Below are 16287 nucleotides of genomic sequence, written 5' to 3'. Positions count from 1 at the left end.
AGGCGATTATAGAATGACGCCGAGCTGGCGCATCATCTTCAAGTCTTCGGTGATGCGCCAGTGCTGGCAGATGCGTCCATCCCTGATCCATTCGATCTGCATCTGCCGCACGTCGATCGATTTGCCAGTCGGTTCGATGCCGAACAAGCTGCCGGTGTGCGTGCCGGTCATGTGGACGTAGGCCGCTACGCGGTCTGCTGCGACCACCAGGTCTACGATGGCGTAATGCAGGTCGGGAATCCCGCTGCGCATCATCAGCACAATGGGCTTGAGGCCCGCCGGCCCGGGTTGCGGATCGGGCAGGCCCGGACTGTGGTTGCGGTAGTCGCTGGTCAGCAGTTCGTCGAGCACGTCGACTTTGCCCTGGTTCCAGACTTCTTCGAAGTAGCGTTCGATCAGCCGCGCGTTCGCTTGCAATGACATGTCTTCCTCCTTGAAAGAGGACAGCTTAGCGAGGCGTGGTCCGCGCGTAATTAACCCGGGTTAATGCCAATTCACCACGCGGCCGCGCTGCTGCGGCACCAGCAGCGTCACGTCGCCGGCTTCCACCGCGCTGCTCGGGTCGGCCAGGAAGCGCGACAGGCCGGCTTCCCCGCTGCGCGCCTGCACCCCGACCCAGGCGTCGCGCCAGGTATGCTTGGCGGCGTACAGGGCGGCATCGGCCAGGCGCTGCAGCGATTCCGGCGTCAGCGCGCTGGGGCGGCCCGGCATGCCGGGGAAGGTGGCAAAGCCGATCGAGACGGTCTTGCGCAGCACCTGGCCGCCGGGAATCAGGAATTCGTGGGCGGCGATGGCCAAGCGGATCTTTTCCGCCAGCGCGGTGGCGTCGTTGCGGTCGATGAAGCGCGCCACCAGCAGGAACTCCTCGCCGCCCCAGCGCACGATGTGGTCGGAGCTGCGCATGCAGTCGCGCAGCAGCCTGGCCGTCTGCTGCAGCACGGCGTCGCCGGCGGCATGGCCGTGCTGGTCGTTGACGCGCTTGAAGTGGTCGAGGTCGAGCATGAACAGCACCAGGTCGGCATGCGGCTCGGGCGGCAGGCTGCGATGGCGGCGCGCCGCCAGGTCGAAGTCGGCCTGGATGGTCTGTTCCAGGTAGCGCCGGTTGTGCAGTCCGGTCAGCGGGTCGGTCAGGCTGGCTTGCTCCAGCCGGCGCGAAGCCGCTTCCAGGGCGGCGGTACGCTCGGCCACCAGGCGCTCCAGGCGTTCGCCGCGGCGGCGCAAGGTGTGCAGCCGCAGGCGGAACAGGAAGGCCACGCCCAGTGCGCCCAGCACCCACATGGAAGTACGGAACCACCACGTCTGGTAGAAGGCCGGCTGCACGTGCAGCTTGAGCGCCCATTCCTGCGGGCTCCAGTGGCCGGCGCGGTTGCTGGCCTGGACCCGTAGCTGGTAGTCGCCCGGCGGCAGGTGGGAATAGGCGGCCACGCGCTGGCGCGCATCGACATTGACCCAGCCGGCGTCGTAGCCGTCCAGGCGGTAGCGGTATTGCTGCTGTTCCGGCGCGCTGAAGTCGGGCGCGGCAAACTCCAGGCGCAGGTCGCGCTGGCTGGGCGACAGCGTGCGCTCGGCGAGCACGCCGGCGCCGGGCTGCTCGACGCCGTCGATGGTCAGTGCGGTCGCGCTCACGGCAGGCTGGTATTCCCAGCGCCGCAGCATGTGCGGGCGCACGCGCAGCAAGCCTTCCGGCGAACCAAACAGCAGGTCGCCGTTGCGCATGCGCGCGCGGCTGGCGTAATACAAGGTGCGGAATTCATTGCCGTCGGCGCGGTCGAAGCTGCGCCAGCGCCAGGTCAGCGGGTCGATGCGCACGCGGCTGCCCAGCCACACCTGGCCTTGCGCGTCCTGCAGCAGCGACTCGGGCGGGTGGGGCGGCAGTTTCAGGCGCGTTGACAGCACGTCGAAGTGCGCGGCCTGGCCGTCGAAGGAGCGCAGGATGGCAGCGCCGGACTGGGTGGCCAGCCAGAGCTGGCCGTCCTTGTCGACCATCAGGTCCGGCACCCAGTTGTCGGGCAGGCTGTCGGCGCGCGCCGGATCGCGCACAATGCGGCGCGCCTTGCCGCTCCTGGTGTCGAATGCATTCAGGCCGTCATTGGTACCGATCCACAGCGTGCCGTCCGGCGTGAAGGCGAGCGCTTCGACTTCGCGCCCGGACAGGCTGCCTGGATCGTCGGGCTGGTGGCGCCAGGCGCTCACGGCACCGTCCTTGCCGATGCGTGCCAGGCCTTGCTGGGCGCCGGCCCACAGCGCGCCGTCGGCGCCAAAAACCATGGTGCGGATCGGGCCGCCCGGCAAGCCATGCGCGCTGCCGAAGCGCTGGAAGCCTTGCTGGCCGGGGCGCTGGAGGTGCAGCGTGCCATCCAGTGTCGCCACCCACATGCTGCCATCGGGCCCCTGGGCCAGGCAGGAAATGGCGCCGTCTGACAGCGCGTCGCCGCGGCTGGCGTCGGGGCGGAAGCCTGCCGCCAGCCGGCCGTTGGCATCGAGCACGTCGACGCCATTACCATTGGTGCCGAGCCACAGCCTGCCGTCGGCCGCTTCCAGCGCGCGCACGATGGCCGGGTGGCTCGGGCCCAGCGGGTTGGATGGGCTGTGCCGCAGCTTGAGGAAGGCGCGGCTGGCGGGATCGTGGTGCGCAATGCCGCCGCCCCAGGTGCCGGCCCAGGCCAGGCCGGAACGGTCGACCAGCAGCGCGCCGATGCGATCGTTGCCGATGCTGGACGTGCTGGTGCTGTCGTATTGCAAGCGGTCGACCACGGCCAGGCTGGCGCCGTCGATCACGTCGATGCCTTTGCCGAAAGTGCCGAGCCAGATTTCGCCCGGCAGCGGTTCGGCAATGCTATAGATCCAGAAGTGGCTCAGCCCTGCCAGTGCATGCAACTGGCCGCTGGCAGGATCGTACACGGCGGCGCCCTGGCGCGAGCTGCCGATCCAGATGCGACCACGGCCGTCCTGAAACAGGCGGATCGCATTGGCCGGGCCGACCGGCGCCGAGAAGCGGCCGTCGCCCAGCCAGCGCTGCAAGCCGGCGTCGCTGGCCACCCACAGGCGGCCTTCGCGGTCCAGCAGGACGGAGCGCAGCTGGTTGTTGGCCAGGCTGTTGCTGTCGCCCTCCACGTGGCGGTATTGAGTGAAGCGGCCGCTGGCGGGATCAAGGACCGACAAGCCGTTGTCGGTGGCCAGCCAGAGTACGCCGCCGGCCAGTTCCGCGATGCCTTCCACGCGATCGTTGGCCAGGCTGTCCTTGCGTTGCGGGTCGTGCCGGTACTGGGTAAAGCGTTCGGTGCGCGGATCGAACACCGACAGGCCGCCGCTGATGGTGCCGATCCACAGCCTTCCATCGCGCGCAGCGTGCAAGGCGCGGATGTAGCTGCCGCCGATTGATGCGGGATCGCCGGGGTGCGGGCGGAATACCTTGTAGCCGTAGCCGTCGTAGCGCACCAGGCCGTCCTGGGTGCCGATCCACAGCATGCCCTGGGCGTCCTGCGCCATCACGGTGCTGAGGTGGGCCGGCACCTGGTCCGGCATGGCGACGCGCTGGAACGAGACTACACCCGGCCGTTGTTGCGCCGATGCCATAGTGCCTGCAGCCAGCAGGCAGGCGAACAGAGAGGACCGCAGCAGCGCACGCATCGCCAGGAGATGGTCAAATTGAAACTATCATTATGCCATGATCAGCTATCTCTGCTAGCATGAAGCCACACGGGAGGCGGCATGCGCGCATGGTGGGCGATCGGTGTGGCTGGCCTGGCGGCGTTGCCGCCGGCCTTGGCGCAGCAGGCGCAGGATGGCGCGCTGCCCAGCGTCTACGTCACGGCGCAACGCCGCGCCGAGCCGCTGCAGGAAGTCCCGTTCAACGTGTCGGTCCTTGGCGGCGAAGCGCTCGACGTGCTGGCCGCCAGCGGCCGCGACTTGCGCTACCTGGCATCGCGCATGCCCAGCCTGCACATCGAATCCGACTTTGGCCGATCGTTCCCGCGTTTCTACCTGCGCGGCCTGGGCAATACCGACTTCGACCTGAACGCCGCGCAACCGGTCGGCATCGTGTACGACGACGTCGTGCAGGAGAATCCGCTGCTCAAGTCCTTCCCCCTGTTCGACCTGCAGCAAGTGGAACTGCTGCGCGGGCCGCAGGGCAGCCTGTTCGGGCGCAATGCGCCGGCTGGCGTGGTGAAGTTCGATTCGGTGCGGCCTGCCTTCAGGACCGAAGGCTACGCCAATGCCGCTTACGGCAGTGACGAGATGCGCAACCTGGATGGCGCATTCAATACGCCGCTGGGCGAAACGCTGGCGCTGCGTGTGTCGCTGCTTAGCCAGCACCGCGGCAACCGTGTCTTCAACGACCGCCCCAACGCAGCCACCACGGAATTCGAGGGCTATCATGACAATGCCGCGCGGGTACAGCTGCTGTACCAGCCGAACTCCGCCTTCAGCGCGCTGTTGAACGGGCACGGGCGCCGCATGGGAGGACGTGCCACGCTGTTCCGCGCCAATATCCTGCAAAAGGGCAGCAACGCACTGGCGCCGGGCTTTGATTACGCCAGCCTGCCGACCGACGGCATGAACCATCAGTCCCTGAAAACCAACGGTGCCAGCCTGCGCCTGCGCTGGCAGTTCGACGGCCTTTCCCTGCATGCCATCTCGGGCTGGGAGCGGGCGCGCTTCTACAGCCGTGCCGACGTCGACGCCGGCTTTGGCTCGCTGGCGCATCCTCCCATGGGACCGGGCCGCATTCCTTTCCCGTCCGAGACCGCCGACGCGTTGCCGAAGCACAGGCAGTTGACGCAGGAGGTCCGGCTCGAGTCCGATCCGGCGCAGGTATGGAGCTGGCTGGCCGGCGTGTACGGCTTCAGCGAGAAGATCAGGGTCGACAGCTTCAGCTTCGACACCTTCAACGGCAATCGCCAGAACGCCTACGCCTGGCAGGAGCAGGACAGCCGTTCGCTGGCCGCCTTCGGCGCCGTGTCGTGGCGCGCGCGCCCGGGCCTGCTGCTGCGCGCCGGCCTGCGCTACACCAAGGACCGCAAGGACTTCGTCGCCGCGCGCCCGCAAGCGGCGCCCGGCGCGTCGCCGATCGCCAGGCTGGAAGCCGCTCCGCGCGGCAACGACTTCAGCTGGGATCTCGGCGCCACCCAGGCCCTGTCGCCGGACAGCCATGTGTACGCGCGCCTTGCGACCGGCTACCGCGCACCGTCGATCCAGGGCCGCATCCTGTTCGGCAACAGCCTGTCCGTCGCGAGCGCCGAGCAAGCCCGCAGTTGGGAAGCGGGCTGGAAGCAGGATCTCATGCAGCGCCGTGCGCGCCTCGGCCTGGCCGTGTTCCGCTACACGATCGACGACATGCAGCTTACGGCCGGCAGCGGCGTCGTCAACCAGAACCGCCTGGTCAACGCGGCCAGGGTGCGCGGGCAGGGCGCCGAAGTCGAATGGCTGATGCGTCCCAACAGCGAATGGACAGCCAGTGTGGGCGCCAGCTACAACGCCACCAGGATCCGCGATGCCGGCCTGTTCGTGCTCCCCTGCGGCAATGGCTGCACGGTGCTCGATCCGCGCGGCACGGCGCCCAACAACGTCTTCATCGACGGCAATCCGCTGCCGCGTTCACCGCGCTGGATCGCCAATGCCGCGCTGCGCTACAGCCGGCCCTGGCGCAACGGTGAATTGTTCGCGTATGCCGACTGGGCCTATCGCGGCAAATACAATTTCTTCCTGTACGAGGCGGTGGAGTACAAGGCGCGCCCGCTGTTGGACGGCGGGCTGCGGCTTGGCTACCGGGACAGGGGCGAACGCTTCGAGGTAGCGGCTTTCGTACGCAACGCGGCGAACAGGCTGGTGGCGGTGGCAGCCATCGACTTCAACAACTTCACCGGTGTCGTCAACGAACCGCGCAGCTACGGCGTGCAGGTGAAATTCACTTACTGATACTTCGACGTCATGCGCAGCCATTGCGGATCTTCGCGCATGCGCTTGACGATGGGAGCAACCTTGTCGAACAGGTCATTGCGTCCCAGCGGCACAAGGAAGCGGCGCTCCGTCGCGCGGCCCGGCAAATCCACGAAAGTCAGGCTGCCGTGCAAGCCATGCAGCCGTACGAAATAGCGCGCCGCCGATTCCGAAACGGCCACGCAATCAATGCGGCCGCGGCGCAGCTTCTCCAAGTTGATTTCCTCGCTGATGGCATCCTGGCGCAGCAAGCCGTGGCGCTGGATCCATTCCTCAATGCCCGGGTAGACGTAGCCCAGCGTCAAGCCAATCGATTTGCCGGCCAGCCCTTGCCCGGCATCCATCTGCACCGGATGGTCGATGCGCGACACCAGCACGAAATGGTCGATGGCGAAAGCCGTGGTCCACAGGTATTTCTTCTGTGCGACGTCATCGAACCATTGGGGCATCATGCCAATAACGATGCCGTCCAGCGTGCCGTCTTCCAGCCGCATCTGCAAGCGCTTGCGCGGCAGGTAGGCCAGCCGGTAGCTGGTGCCGTCCGTGGCCTGTTTGTTCAGGTAGTCGATTGCTTCGTAATAGATACCTCGGGTGCCATCGATGACGAGCGGGGCAAAGTTAGCGCTGGTGTAGACGGTGACGGTTTCTGCCTGCGCGACTGGCAAGAGCAGCGTAACAATCAGCGTCAACAGCGGCGTAATAAATTTCATAAGGGCACTATAACAAAGCGCTTGCACTTGCATCATGAAAGTTAAATTCTTCAATGGCAATTGTTTCGCGCGCCTGCAACACAAATGGTGATGGAGAAAGAGATTTTTGTCGTTAATTCTCACGAATTGTAACGTGGGGCCATAAATCGGCATATGATCAAAGCAAGAGGTATCGCGGTGCTGTAACGCACCTTTTACTGAACTTTTCTTTGGGAAACTGCCATGAATCCTACCTCTCTTCTCGGCCAGCTCAAGCTGAGCCACAAGTTCATGATCCTCGGCCTGATTGCTGCACTGCTGGCTATCATTCCTGCATTCCTCTACATGAGCGAGGCTGGCAAGGTTCTCGATGCATATGAAGGTGAGCATGAAGGCTTGCCGATCGTGGTGGATGGACTGAAGGTTGTGCAGTACACGCAGCAGCATCGCGGCCTGTCGGCATTGGTGCTGGGCGGCGTGACCAGCGTGGCGGAAAAGCGCCGCGCCAAACAGGCTGAGGCGGACGCGGCGTATGGCCGGCTGGAGAAGGCGGCGGCAAAGCTGGGCGACAAAGCCATCATCGACGCCTTCGCTGCCGCCAAGCAGGAGTGGGAGACGCTGCGCAACAATGTAGCTGAGGGCAAGATCACCGTGCCGCAAAGCTATGCGGGCCATACCGGCTTGGTGCCCAAGCTGCTCAAGGTGAACGAGCTGATTGGCGACGCGTACGGCCTGAGCCTCGATCCCGACAAGGATACTTACCAGCTCATCCAGTCGATGTTCTACCAGTTGCCATGGCTGACCGAAGAAACCGGCAAGACGCGCGCCAAGGGCGCCGGCCTGCTGGCGAAAAAGGAAGCCACGCCCGAGGACCGCATGCAGCAGGCAGCCATCATGTCGCGCGTGACCGATCGCCTGGACCAGACCCTGACGGCCTTCGGCAAGGCCGCCGCCGCAAATCCTGCCATTGAGGCCAAGCTTGGGGCGCAGTTGCGCGAGGCGGGCGATGCAGCACGCAAGATCGTCGACCTGGGCACGGAGCAGATCGTGAAAGCCGATCCGCTGACCTATTCCGGCGAAGAGTGGGTGGCCAAGACCACGGCGGCAATTGATATGCAGTTTGCCGTCAACGAAGTTGCTGCGAAAGAGATCGACGTCATGCTGTCACAGAAAATCAAGGGCTTCACCGAGCAGCGCTGGATCATGGTTGTATCGATGGTGCTGTTGTTTTCCCTGGCTGCCTGGATCTGCATGCTGATCGCCCGCTCGGTGACGGTGCCGCTGCAAAATGCCATTGCGGTGGCGGACGAAGTGGCGAAAGGCAAGCTCGATAACGACATCGATGTTGGTCCGCCCAATGAAGTAGGGCAGTTGCTGCGTTCCCTCAAGTCCATGAGCGAGAGCTTGCGCGGCATCGTGTCCGATGTGCGCGCCAGTGTCGACCAGATCAATGCGGCCAGCCGCGATATCGCCACCGGCAATGCCGATGTGTCGTCGCGGCTGGAATCGCAGGCCTCCAACCTGGAAGAAACCGCATCTTCAATGGAAGAACTGACTTCCACCGTCAAGCAAAATGCCGATAATGCGCGCCAGGCCAACCAGTTGGTGCACAGCGCGGCCGGCGTGGCCGGCAAGGGCGGCGAAGTGGTGTCGCAAGTGGTGCAGACCATGGGCGAAATCAATGACAGCTCGCGCAAGATCGTGGACATCATTGGCGTGATTGATGGCATCGCTTTCCAGACCAATATCCTTGCCCTGAACGCCGCGGTGGAAGCGGCGCGCGCCGGCGAGCAGGGGCGCGGCTTTGCGGTAGTGGCTTCCGAGGTGCGCAACCTGGCGCAGCGTTCGGCCTCGGCGGCCAAGGAAATCAAGGATTTGATCAACCACAGCGTGGACCGGGTCGAGACCGGCAACCGCCTGGTCGGCGAAGCCGGCCTGGCAATGCAGGAGGTGCTGAAGAGCGTGCAGAGCATTACCGCCATCATGCAGGAGATCGCTACCGCATCGGCCGAACAGGGCAATGGTATCGAGCAAATCAATATGGCCGTGACGCAGATGGACGACACCACGCAGCAAAACGCGGCGCTGGTGGAACAGACCGCAGCCGCGTCGGCCAGCCTGCAGGAGCAGGCGCAGATGCTGGTGAAATCGATCAGCATCTTCACGCTGGGGAATGAAGATGCGGCCGCACCGGTGGTGCGCAAGGCGGCTGCTTCGCGCCGCATGCCGAGCAATGTGCGCGCGTTGCGGGCGGCCTCGGTATAATTTCTTGCATGGAAAAGCTCAGGGACTTAGCCACCATTATTTCGGAAGTGCAGCGTGGGGAACTGGTATTCCCCACCAGCGTCAATGCCGCACTGGCATTGCAGCTTGCCTTGGCTGACCCTGATTGCCACGACGATGAGATAGCGCGCAAAGTGCTGGGCGAACCGGTGCTGGCGACGCGCGCTGTCGCCCTGGCCAATGCCGCGGTGTTCCGGCGCCATGGCGCGCCGCCCATCACCAGTGCGCGCGCTGCCGTGATGCGGCTTGGCTACCGCAACCTGTATTCGCTGGCCGCTGCCATGGTGGTGCGCCAGTTCGGCGCCCGCATCCGCGACCCGCAGTTGCGCGAACGCGCCGAGCAATTGTGGAAGTATTCCGCGCACGTGGCGGCCATCGCATACCAGGTGGCGCGCCATATCACCAGCACCGATCCCGACACGGCGCTGTTCGCCGGCATTGTGCATGAGGCCGGTAATTTCTTCCTGCTGTCCCAAGCAGACCAGGTTCCCGGCTTGCTGGATGACATGGGGCACCGCCTGGGACCGGTGCAGGAAATCGTGGCGCGCGAAGTGCTGCGCAAGCTGCAGGTGCCGGAGGCAGTCGGCGCCGCCATCATTTCGCTGCGCGATGGCGCGATCAGCCTGCCGCCCGCCGGCCTGCGCGATACCCTGCTGCTGGCGCGTCACCTGTGCCCCGTGCTGTCGCCGCTGCCTGCGCCGCAGGACGATTACCTGGTGCGGCGCTCCGACATCGTGCAATGCCTGGAAAGCTTCCCCGACCTTGCCGAGCTGCTCGACGTCGCCGCGGCCGAAGCGCGCTCGATGGGCGTGGCGCTACTGGCCTGAAGCGCCCGGCGGCGCATCCTCCAGCAACTGTTTCGCCAGCAGGCCGGCGTGCGGCGTCAAGGCTGAAAAATCCCGCGCGCAGAGAAAGAGCCGGCGCGTGGCCCATGGTTCGGAGAGGCGCACCACGGCAAGGTCGCGCCGGATTTGCCGGGCCAGCGCGCTGGACATGATCGAGATGCCGATACCCGCTTCGACGTGCAGCGCCACGTGCTCGATATTGCGCAGCTGGATGCGGTAGTCGAGCTGGCGCCCCAGGCGCGAAGCGCGCTCCGCCAGGTGGGTTTCCAGCGCGGTGTCCGCGATGCCGACAATCGCTTCGCCAAGGATGTCGGCAAAGGTCGCATCGCCTTGCCGCGCCACCCGGTGACGGCGGTGGGTGACGACGACCAACTGGTCGCTGGCGATCAGGTGGGTCTGCAGCGGGCCGAAGTCGGTGATGTCTGCCACGATGCCAAGGTCGGCGCGCCGGTCCACCATGGACTGGACGATCTCGGCGCTGGGTCGCTCCAGCAAGTCGATCGAGAGGTCGCGGTGCGTGGCCAGGAAGCGGCACAGGTGCGGCGGCAGGAAAGCAGCCATGGCGGCGGAGTTCGACAGCACCCTGATACGGCCCTTCAGGCCAGTGGCGTAGGTGCGCAGGTCGCCGCGCATCTGTTCGACCTGGCCCAGGATGGAACGTGCATGGCGCTCGAATGCTTCGCCCGCCGCCGTGGCCCGCACGCCGCGGCGGTTGCGCTCGAGCAGCGGCGCGCCCAGCGCCGCCTCCATGCCGGCGATGCGTTCGCTGACCGAGGCCAGCGCGAGGTGCATGCTGCGTGCACCCTGGGTCAGGCTGCCGCATTCCACGACAGTGAGGAAGAGCCGCATATCGGTCAGGTCGAAGCGCATTGCCAAGTCTCCAGCATTCGGAATTTCCGAAGTGTAGCACCGGAATTGCCAGATTGCGGGCAGCGGGCCGGCCGTCTAACATCGGCGGCATGGATTCGATGATTCTGACTTTTTCCGCGGGGATGCTGGCTGGAGCGATGAACGCGCTGGCGGGCGGAGGCTCATTTGTCAGCCTGCCGGCACTGATCGCCGCTGGCGTGCCACCGGTTCAGGCGAATGCTTCCAGCACGGTAGCCTTGTTCCCGGGCGGGCTGGCCAGCGCCTGGGCCTACCGCGACGGCTTGCAGCCGGTCGGCGGCGTCCCACTGCGACTGATGCTGGCGACAACGCTGTGCGGCGGCTTGGCCGGAGCCCTGCTGCTGTTGCGGACTTCATCAGCGGCATTTACCTTTGTGCTGCCATGGCTCCTGCTGTTGGCGTCGATTGCGCTGGCGTTCGGGCGGCGCCTTGGTGCGGCACTGCGAGCGCGCTGGCAGGTGGGCGCGCCTGCGGTGCTGGCGCTGCAGTTCGCCCTCGGCGTGTACGGCGGTTATTTTGGCGGCGCGGTCGGGATCATGATGATGGCCATGTGGGGCCTGATCGACAAGCGCGACCTGAAGGAGTTGAATGCGCCGCGCACGCTGCTGGTCAGCGCAGCCAACGGCGTGGCGGTGGCTGCATTCGTGTTTGCCCATGCAGTACATTGGCCGCTCACGCTGGCCATGCTGGCCGGCGCGGTCATCGGCGGCTATGGCGGCGCTCGCGCCGGGCGCCGCGCACCAGCTGAGGTGATCCGCGCAGTCACGCTGCTCACCACGTTCTGCATCACCTTGATGTTCTTTGTGAAGGCCTGCCTGGGAGGCAACCATGCTTGACGCATTGCTGGAAACGATTGGAACGCTGGGTGTACTGGCCAGCATTGGCGTAAAACTGGCCACATGCTTGCCCAAGGCTCAACATCGAAATCGAGAGCTCGTCAACCGTGAACGGCAGCTTCGATGCAAAGCGCGCCGCCACGGTTCTTGAGATGGATCAGGCGCGGCTTTGTTCGAGGATGCGGACCAGCGATTCAATGCCTTCAGCGTCGACAGCGTCAAAGCGGCCCGGCAGAGGGCTGTCGAGGTCGAACACGCCGATCACTTCGCCGTCCTTGCCGAAGATCGGCACCACCAGCTCGGAGCGCGAGGCAGCATCGCAGGCGATATGGCCCGGGAAGGCATGCACGTCTTCCACTACGCTGGTGGCGCGCTTTTCGACAGTGCTGCCGCATACGCCACGGCCCTTCCTGATGCGGATGCAGGCTGGCTTGCCCTGGAATGGGCCGAGCACCAGTTCATCCGGACCCTGCATGAAATAGAAACCCGCCCAGTTCAAGCCCGGCATGGTGTTGAACACCAGCGAGCTGGCATTGGCAGTGTTGGCGATCCAGTCATGTTCGCCGTGCACCAGTCCGCCCAGTTGCGCGCGCAAGTCTTCGTACATGGCGCGTTTGGCTTCGGGAGTGTCAGTGCTGTAGGTGGTTTCGCTAAGGGAGAAAGACATTTTGCCGCTCGGTATGTTACTTAGGACGCCGACATCTTACCAGCAATCGCGCTAAGTTGCGGCCATGGCTACTCATCATCAAATCCGCACCCTGCTGCGCGACGTGTTCGGCGTTGACCGTTTGCGCGCTGGCCAGCGACAAGTGATCGACAGCGTGCTGGCGGGGCATGACACGCTTGCCATCATGCCGACCGGCAGCGGTAAGTCGCTGTGCTACCAGATCCCCGCCTCGATCCTGAAAGGCAGCACAGTGGTCGTCTCGCCGCTGATTTCCCTGATGAAGGACCAGGCCGAGAAGCTCGATGATATCGGCATCGAGGCCGCGCAGCTCAACAGCAAAGTGCCGGCTGACGAGCAGCAGGAAGCATTGCAAGGCTTGCGCAACAACGAGGAGCGCATTGTGTTCTGCACGCCGGAGCGGTTGGCGACGCCGGAGTTCATGTCCCTGCTGCACAAGGCCGACATTGGCCTGGTGGTGGTCGATGAAGCCCACTGCATCTCTCGCTGGGGCCATGATTTCCGGCCGGCTTACCTCGATATCGGTGCAGCTCTCGATGCGCTGGGACGGCCGCCGGTGCTGGCGCTGACCGCCACTGCCACCGACGAAGTGGTAGACGATATTCGGCGCCAGCTTGGCGCGCCGGAAATGCGCATTGTGAATACCGGCATCTACCGGCCCAACCTGCATCTGGCCGTGCGCCAGGTGACCAATGCCGATGAGCGGGCGGCCGAGGCGTTGCGCCTGGTGCGCGAAACGCCGGGTAGCGGCATTGTGTATGCCGCTACCATCAAGGCCGCGCAAGACATGCTGGCCGCGCTGGAGGAAGCCGGCGAAAGCGTAACGCTCTATCACGGCAAACTGAATGCCGCCGAACGCCACCAGAACCAGGAAATGTTCATGTCCGGCGCGCGCCGCGTCATGGTGGCGACCAATGCCTTTGGCATGGGCATCGACAAGTCCGACATCCGCTTCGTGATCCACCTGCAGGTGCCGGCCAGCCTGGAAGCATACTACCAGGAGGCGGGGCGGGCAGGGCGCGACCGCGAGTCAGCCGAATGCACCTTGCTGTACTTCCACGAGGACAAGCGCGTGCAGCAGTTCTTCCTTGCGCGCAGCTATCCCGACGCGGCCTTGCTGCGCGCGGCGTATGATGCTGCTTCAGGTGGCGAGTGGCCGCGCGACAAGCGCAGCCAGGTCGCGCTCAAGCTGTTGAAGGAAGGCGGCTGGCTGAAACAGGATCGCAAGCTGCAATACCGGGCGGCAGGCGGTGCGCCGCGCCCGGTCGACCTCGAGCGCCTGGCGGAACGCTATCGCGAGAAGCAGGAGCACGACCGCGAGGCGCTGGCGCAGATGGTGTCTTACGCGCAGAGCGGCTTCTGCCGCTGGAAGCTCCTGCTCGTTTATTTCGGCGATGAGTCAGCCGGCATAGAGCGCTGCGGTACTTGCGATAACTGCAGGTCGCCGCCGACAATCGACTCAGGAGGGTAGCGATGGCCGACATGGTAGTCGTGCGCAAAGAGGGGCTGTATTGCGTGCCGGGCGGCTTCTATATCGACCCCTGGCGCCCTGTGGAACGCGCCGTGATCACGCATGGCCATGGCGACCATGCACGTCCCGGTCACGCGCACTACCTGTGCGCCGCGCCGGGCATCGGCATCTTGCGCGCTCGCCTGGGCCAGGTAAACGTCCAGGGTCTCGAATATGGCGAGGCGCTGGAGCACCTTGGCGTGCGCATCTCGCTGCACCCGGCCGGGCATGTGCTCGGCTCGGCGCAAGTGCGCATGGAATACCGGGGCGAGGTATGGGTTGCCTCGGGCGACTACAAGGTGGAGCCAGATGTCACCTGTGCGGCCTTCGAACCGGTGCGCTGCCACTGCTTCATCACGGAGTCCACTTTCGGCCTGCCAATCTACCGCTGGCAGGCGCAGCAGGCGATTTTCGACGACATGAATGCCTGGTGGCGCCGCAATGCGCAAGAAGGGCGATGCAGCGTCATGCTGTGCTACGCGTTTGGCAAGGCGCAGCGCATCCTGAGCGGGCTCGATCCTTCGATTGGTCCTATCGTCTGCCACGGAGCGGTGGAGCCCTTGAACCGGATATATCGGGAGGGCGGGGTTGCGCTGCCGCCGACGGTGATGGTGGGCGATGTGGACAAGGCAGCGCTGCGCCAGGCGCTCGTACTGGCGCCGCCATCGGCTGCCGGGTCGCCGTGGATACGCCGCTTCGGTGATTTCAGCGATGCCTTTGCCAGCGGCTGGATGCAATTGCGCGGCGCGCGCCGGCGACGGGCGGTAGACCGCGGTTTCGTGTTGTCCGACCATGCCGACTGGCCGGGCTTGATGCAAGCCATTCGCGCCACCGGGGCGCAACGGGTGATCGTCACGCATGGCTCGATTCCGGTCATGGTGCGCTGGCTGTGCCAGAACGGCTATGACGCCAAGGGCTTCGATACCGAATACGGCGACGAGGAGGCAGGGGAGGCGGGCGATGCGTGAGTTTGCCCGCCTGTATGCGGAACTGGATGAAACCACGTCCACCAAGCGCAAGCTGGAAGCGCTGCAAGCCTATTTCAGCAAGGCAGCACCGGAGAATGCGGCGTGGGCCGTGTATTTCCTGGCCGGCGGCAAGCCGCGGCAGGCGGTCCCGGTCAAGTTGCTGCGCCAGTATGCGACGGAGTATGCGGGACTGGATGAATGGCTGTTTGATGAGTGCTACAACGCGGTCGGCGACCTGGCAGAGACGATCGCCCACATCCTGCCGGCGCCAAACCTGGAGAGCGACGTCGGCCTGGCGGAGTGGATCGAGCAGCGCATCGCGCCTTTGCGCGGTGCTGCACCGGACGAGGTGCGGGCCGCCCTGTTCCGCTATTGGGACGAACTGGAGACCCGCGAACGGTTCCTGCTGGTGAAACTGATCGGCGGCGGTTTCCGTGTTGGCGTGTCGCGCCTGCTGGTCACCCGTGCGCTCAGCGCCATTGCAGCGGTGGACAGCAAGCTGGTGGCGCAGCGGCTCATGGGCTGGACCGATGGCAGGGTGCGGCCGACGGCGCAAGGCTTCCTGCAGCTGATTGCGGCGCCGTCCGCGACCGAGCATGCGGAGCGCGGCGGGCAGCCCTACCCATTTTTCCTGGCCCATGCCTTGCAGGCCGATCCCGCTACGCTGGGCGACCTGGCGGCCTGGCAGGTCGAGTGGAAATACGACGGCATGCGCACGCAGCTTGTGTCACGCGCAGGACTGAATTTCCTGTGGTCGCGCGGCGAGGACCTGATCACTGAACGCTTCCCTGAACTGGCGTCCCTGCACCTGCCGCAGGGCACGGTGATCGATGGCGAAATCCTTGTCTGGCCGCAAGGCGATGCGCCGGCGCCTTTCGCAGCGCTGCAGAAGCGCATCGGTCGCAAGCTGCTCAGCGCGAAGCTGCTGTCCGAACTTCCGGCAGTACTTGTGGCGTATGATTTGCTGGAGCTCGACGGCGTCGACGTTCGCCAGTTGCCGCAGTACGAGCGGCGCGCCTTGCTGGAGCAGCTGGTGGCGCAGGTAGCGCAGCCGCAGCTGCGCCTGTCGCCGCTGGTGCTGGCGGAGGACTGGGGGCAACTGGCGCAGGTCCGCACGGAATCGCGGGCACGGGGCGTGGAAGGCATGATGCTCAAAGCGAAGGATGCTCAGTATGGCGTCGGCCGCACCAAGGACGTGGGCACCTGGTGGAAGTGGAAGATCGACCCTTTCAGCGTTGATGCGGTACTGGTCTATGCACAGGCCGGACATGGCCGGCGCGCTTCGCTGTACACCGACTATACGTTTGCGGTATGGGACAGCGACGGGGAGGGCGAGCGCAAGCTGGTGCCATTTGCCAAGGCCTACTCCGGCCTGACCGATGCCGAAATCGCGCAGGTGGATAACGCAGTGCGCCGCACGACCGTCGAGCGCTTCGGGCCGGTGCGCAGCGTGCGGCCGACCATGGTGTTCGAGATCGGGTTCGAAGGCATTGCGTTGTCGCCGCGCCACAAGTCTGGCATTGCGGTGCGTTTCCCGCGCATCCTGCGGCGGCGCGACGACAAGGCCGTCGAGGATGCCGATACGCTCGACACTTTGCGCGGCCTGCTGGCACAGGCGCCGCCATGAGTCCTGCCTTCCCCCG

Annotated in this window: 12 protein-coding genes; 7 read left to right on the top strand and 5 right to left on the bottom strand. The window is 65.3% G+C overall.

Features of this window, described 5'->3' with window-relative positions:
- Positions 1–6 precede the first annotated feature (6 nt).
- Complete coding sequence (locus ACN9M3_RS24110; RefSeq protein WP_426318843.1) at positions 7–423, bottom strand: ester cyclase; 417 nt, start codon at positions 421–423, stop codon at positions 7–9.
- 60 nt (positions 424–483) lie between these two features.
- Positions 484–3576 (bottom strand): ligand-binding sensor domain-containing diguanylate cyclase, encoded by a 3093-nt coding sequence (locus tag ACN9M3_RS24105; protein ID WP_426318842.1) that lies wholly within the window; start codon positions 3574–3576, stop codon positions 484–486.
- Between the two features lie 135 nt (positions 3577–3711).
- Here ACN9M3_RS24105 and ACN9M3_RS24100 point away from each other — a divergent pair, with 135 nt between their 5' ends.
- Positions 3712–5919, top strand: coding sequence for a TonB-dependent receptor (locus ACN9M3_RS24100; RefSeq protein WP_426318841.1), 2208 nt, complete (start codon positions 3712–3714; stop codon positions 5917–5919).
- On the opposite strand, the gene ACN9M3_RS24095 is transcribed toward ACN9M3_RS24100, so the two are convergent.
- Positions 5913–6650, bottom strand: coding sequence for a substrate-binding periplasmic protein (locus tag ACN9M3_RS24095; protein ID WP_426163485.1), 738 nt, complete (start codon positions 6648–6650; stop codon positions 5913–5915). The two genes, ACN9M3_RS24100 and ACN9M3_RS24095, sit on opposite strands and share 7 nt — an antisense overlap.
- A 222-nt stretch (positions 6651–6872) precedes the next feature.
- On the opposite strand from ACN9M3_RS24095, the gene ACN9M3_RS24090 reads away from it, so the two are divergent.
- Both ACN9M3_RS24090 and ACN9M3_RS24085 read left to right on the top strand, forming a co-directional pair.
- The gene (locus ACN9M3_RS24090; RefSeq protein WP_426318840.1) at positions 6873–8894 is read left to right on the top strand and encodes a methyl-accepting chemotaxis protein; all 2022 of its coding nucleotides are present in this window, start codon (positions 6873–6875) and stop codon (positions 8892–8894) included.
- An 8-nt stretch (positions 8895–8902) separates the two neighbouring features.
- On the top strand, positions 8903–9739 hold the full coding sequence (locus tag ACN9M3_RS24085; protein ID WP_426163480.1) for an HDOD domain-containing protein: 837 nt from the start codon (positions 8903–8905) through the stop codon (positions 9737–9739).
- Here ACN9M3_RS24085 and ACN9M3_RS24080 read toward each other — a convergent pair.
- Complete coding sequence (locus ACN9M3_RS24080; protein WP_426163478.1) at positions 9728–10627, bottom strand: LysR family transcriptional regulator; 900 nt, start codon at positions 10625–10627, stop codon at positions 9728–9730. The genes ACN9M3_RS24085 and ACN9M3_RS24080 overlap by 12 nt on opposite strands.
- A gap of 89 nt (positions 10628–10716) precedes the next feature.
- On the opposite strand from ACN9M3_RS24080, the gene ACN9M3_RS24075 reads away from it, so the two are divergent.
- Complete coding sequence (locus tag ACN9M3_RS24075; RefSeq protein WP_426318839.1) at positions 10717–11481, top strand: sulfite exporter TauE/SafE family protein; 765 nt, start codon at positions 10717–10719, stop codon at positions 11479–11481.
- Positions 11482–11638: 157 nt separating this feature from the next.
- Here the strand turns inward: ACN9M3_RS24075 and ACN9M3_RS24070 are convergent, their stop codons facing one another.
- Positions 11639–12148, bottom strand: coding sequence for a GAF domain-containing protein (locus ACN9M3_RS24070; RefSeq protein ID WP_426163473.1), 510 nt, complete (start codon positions 12146–12148; stop codon positions 11639–11641).
- Positions 12149–12212: 64 nt separating this feature from the next.
- Here ACN9M3_RS24070 and ACN9M3_RS24065 point away from each other — a divergent pair, with 64 nt between their 5' ends.
- From ACN9M3_RS24065 to ACN9M3_RS24055, 3 genes are read left to right on the top strand one after another with little or no spacing between them, the layout of a single operon-like run.
- On the top strand, positions 12213–13637 hold the full coding sequence (locus tag ACN9M3_RS24065; protein ID WP_426318838.1) for a RecQ family ATP-dependent DNA helicase: 1425 nt from the start codon (positions 12213–12215) through the stop codon (positions 13635–13637).
- A 2-nt stretch (positions 13638–13639) separates the two neighbouring features.
- Positions 13640–14644, top strand: a complete 1005-nt coding sequence (locus tag ACN9M3_RS24060) for a ligase-associated DNA damage response exonuclease (protein ID WP_426318837.1) — start codon at positions 13640–13642, stop codon at positions 14642–14644.
- The gene (locus ACN9M3_RS24055) at positions 14637–16271 is read left to right on the top strand and encodes an ATP-dependent DNA ligase (RefSeq protein ID WP_426318836.1); all 1635 of its coding nucleotides are present in this window, start codon (positions 14637–14639) and stop codon (positions 16269–16271) included. Before ACN9M3_RS24060 ends, ACN9M3_RS24055 begins: the two co-directional genes overlap by 8 nt.
- Positions 16272–16287 lie beyond the last annotated feature (16 nt).

The organism is Pseudoduganella sp. R-43 (assembly GCF_049913255.1).
Classification (GTDB): Bacteria; Pseudomonadota; Gammaproteobacteria; order Burkholderiales; family Burkholderiaceae_D; genus Rugamonas.
The sequence above is the reverse complement of the archived record's forward strand: the minus strand, read 5'-3'. Positions and strand labels throughout refer to the sequence as shown.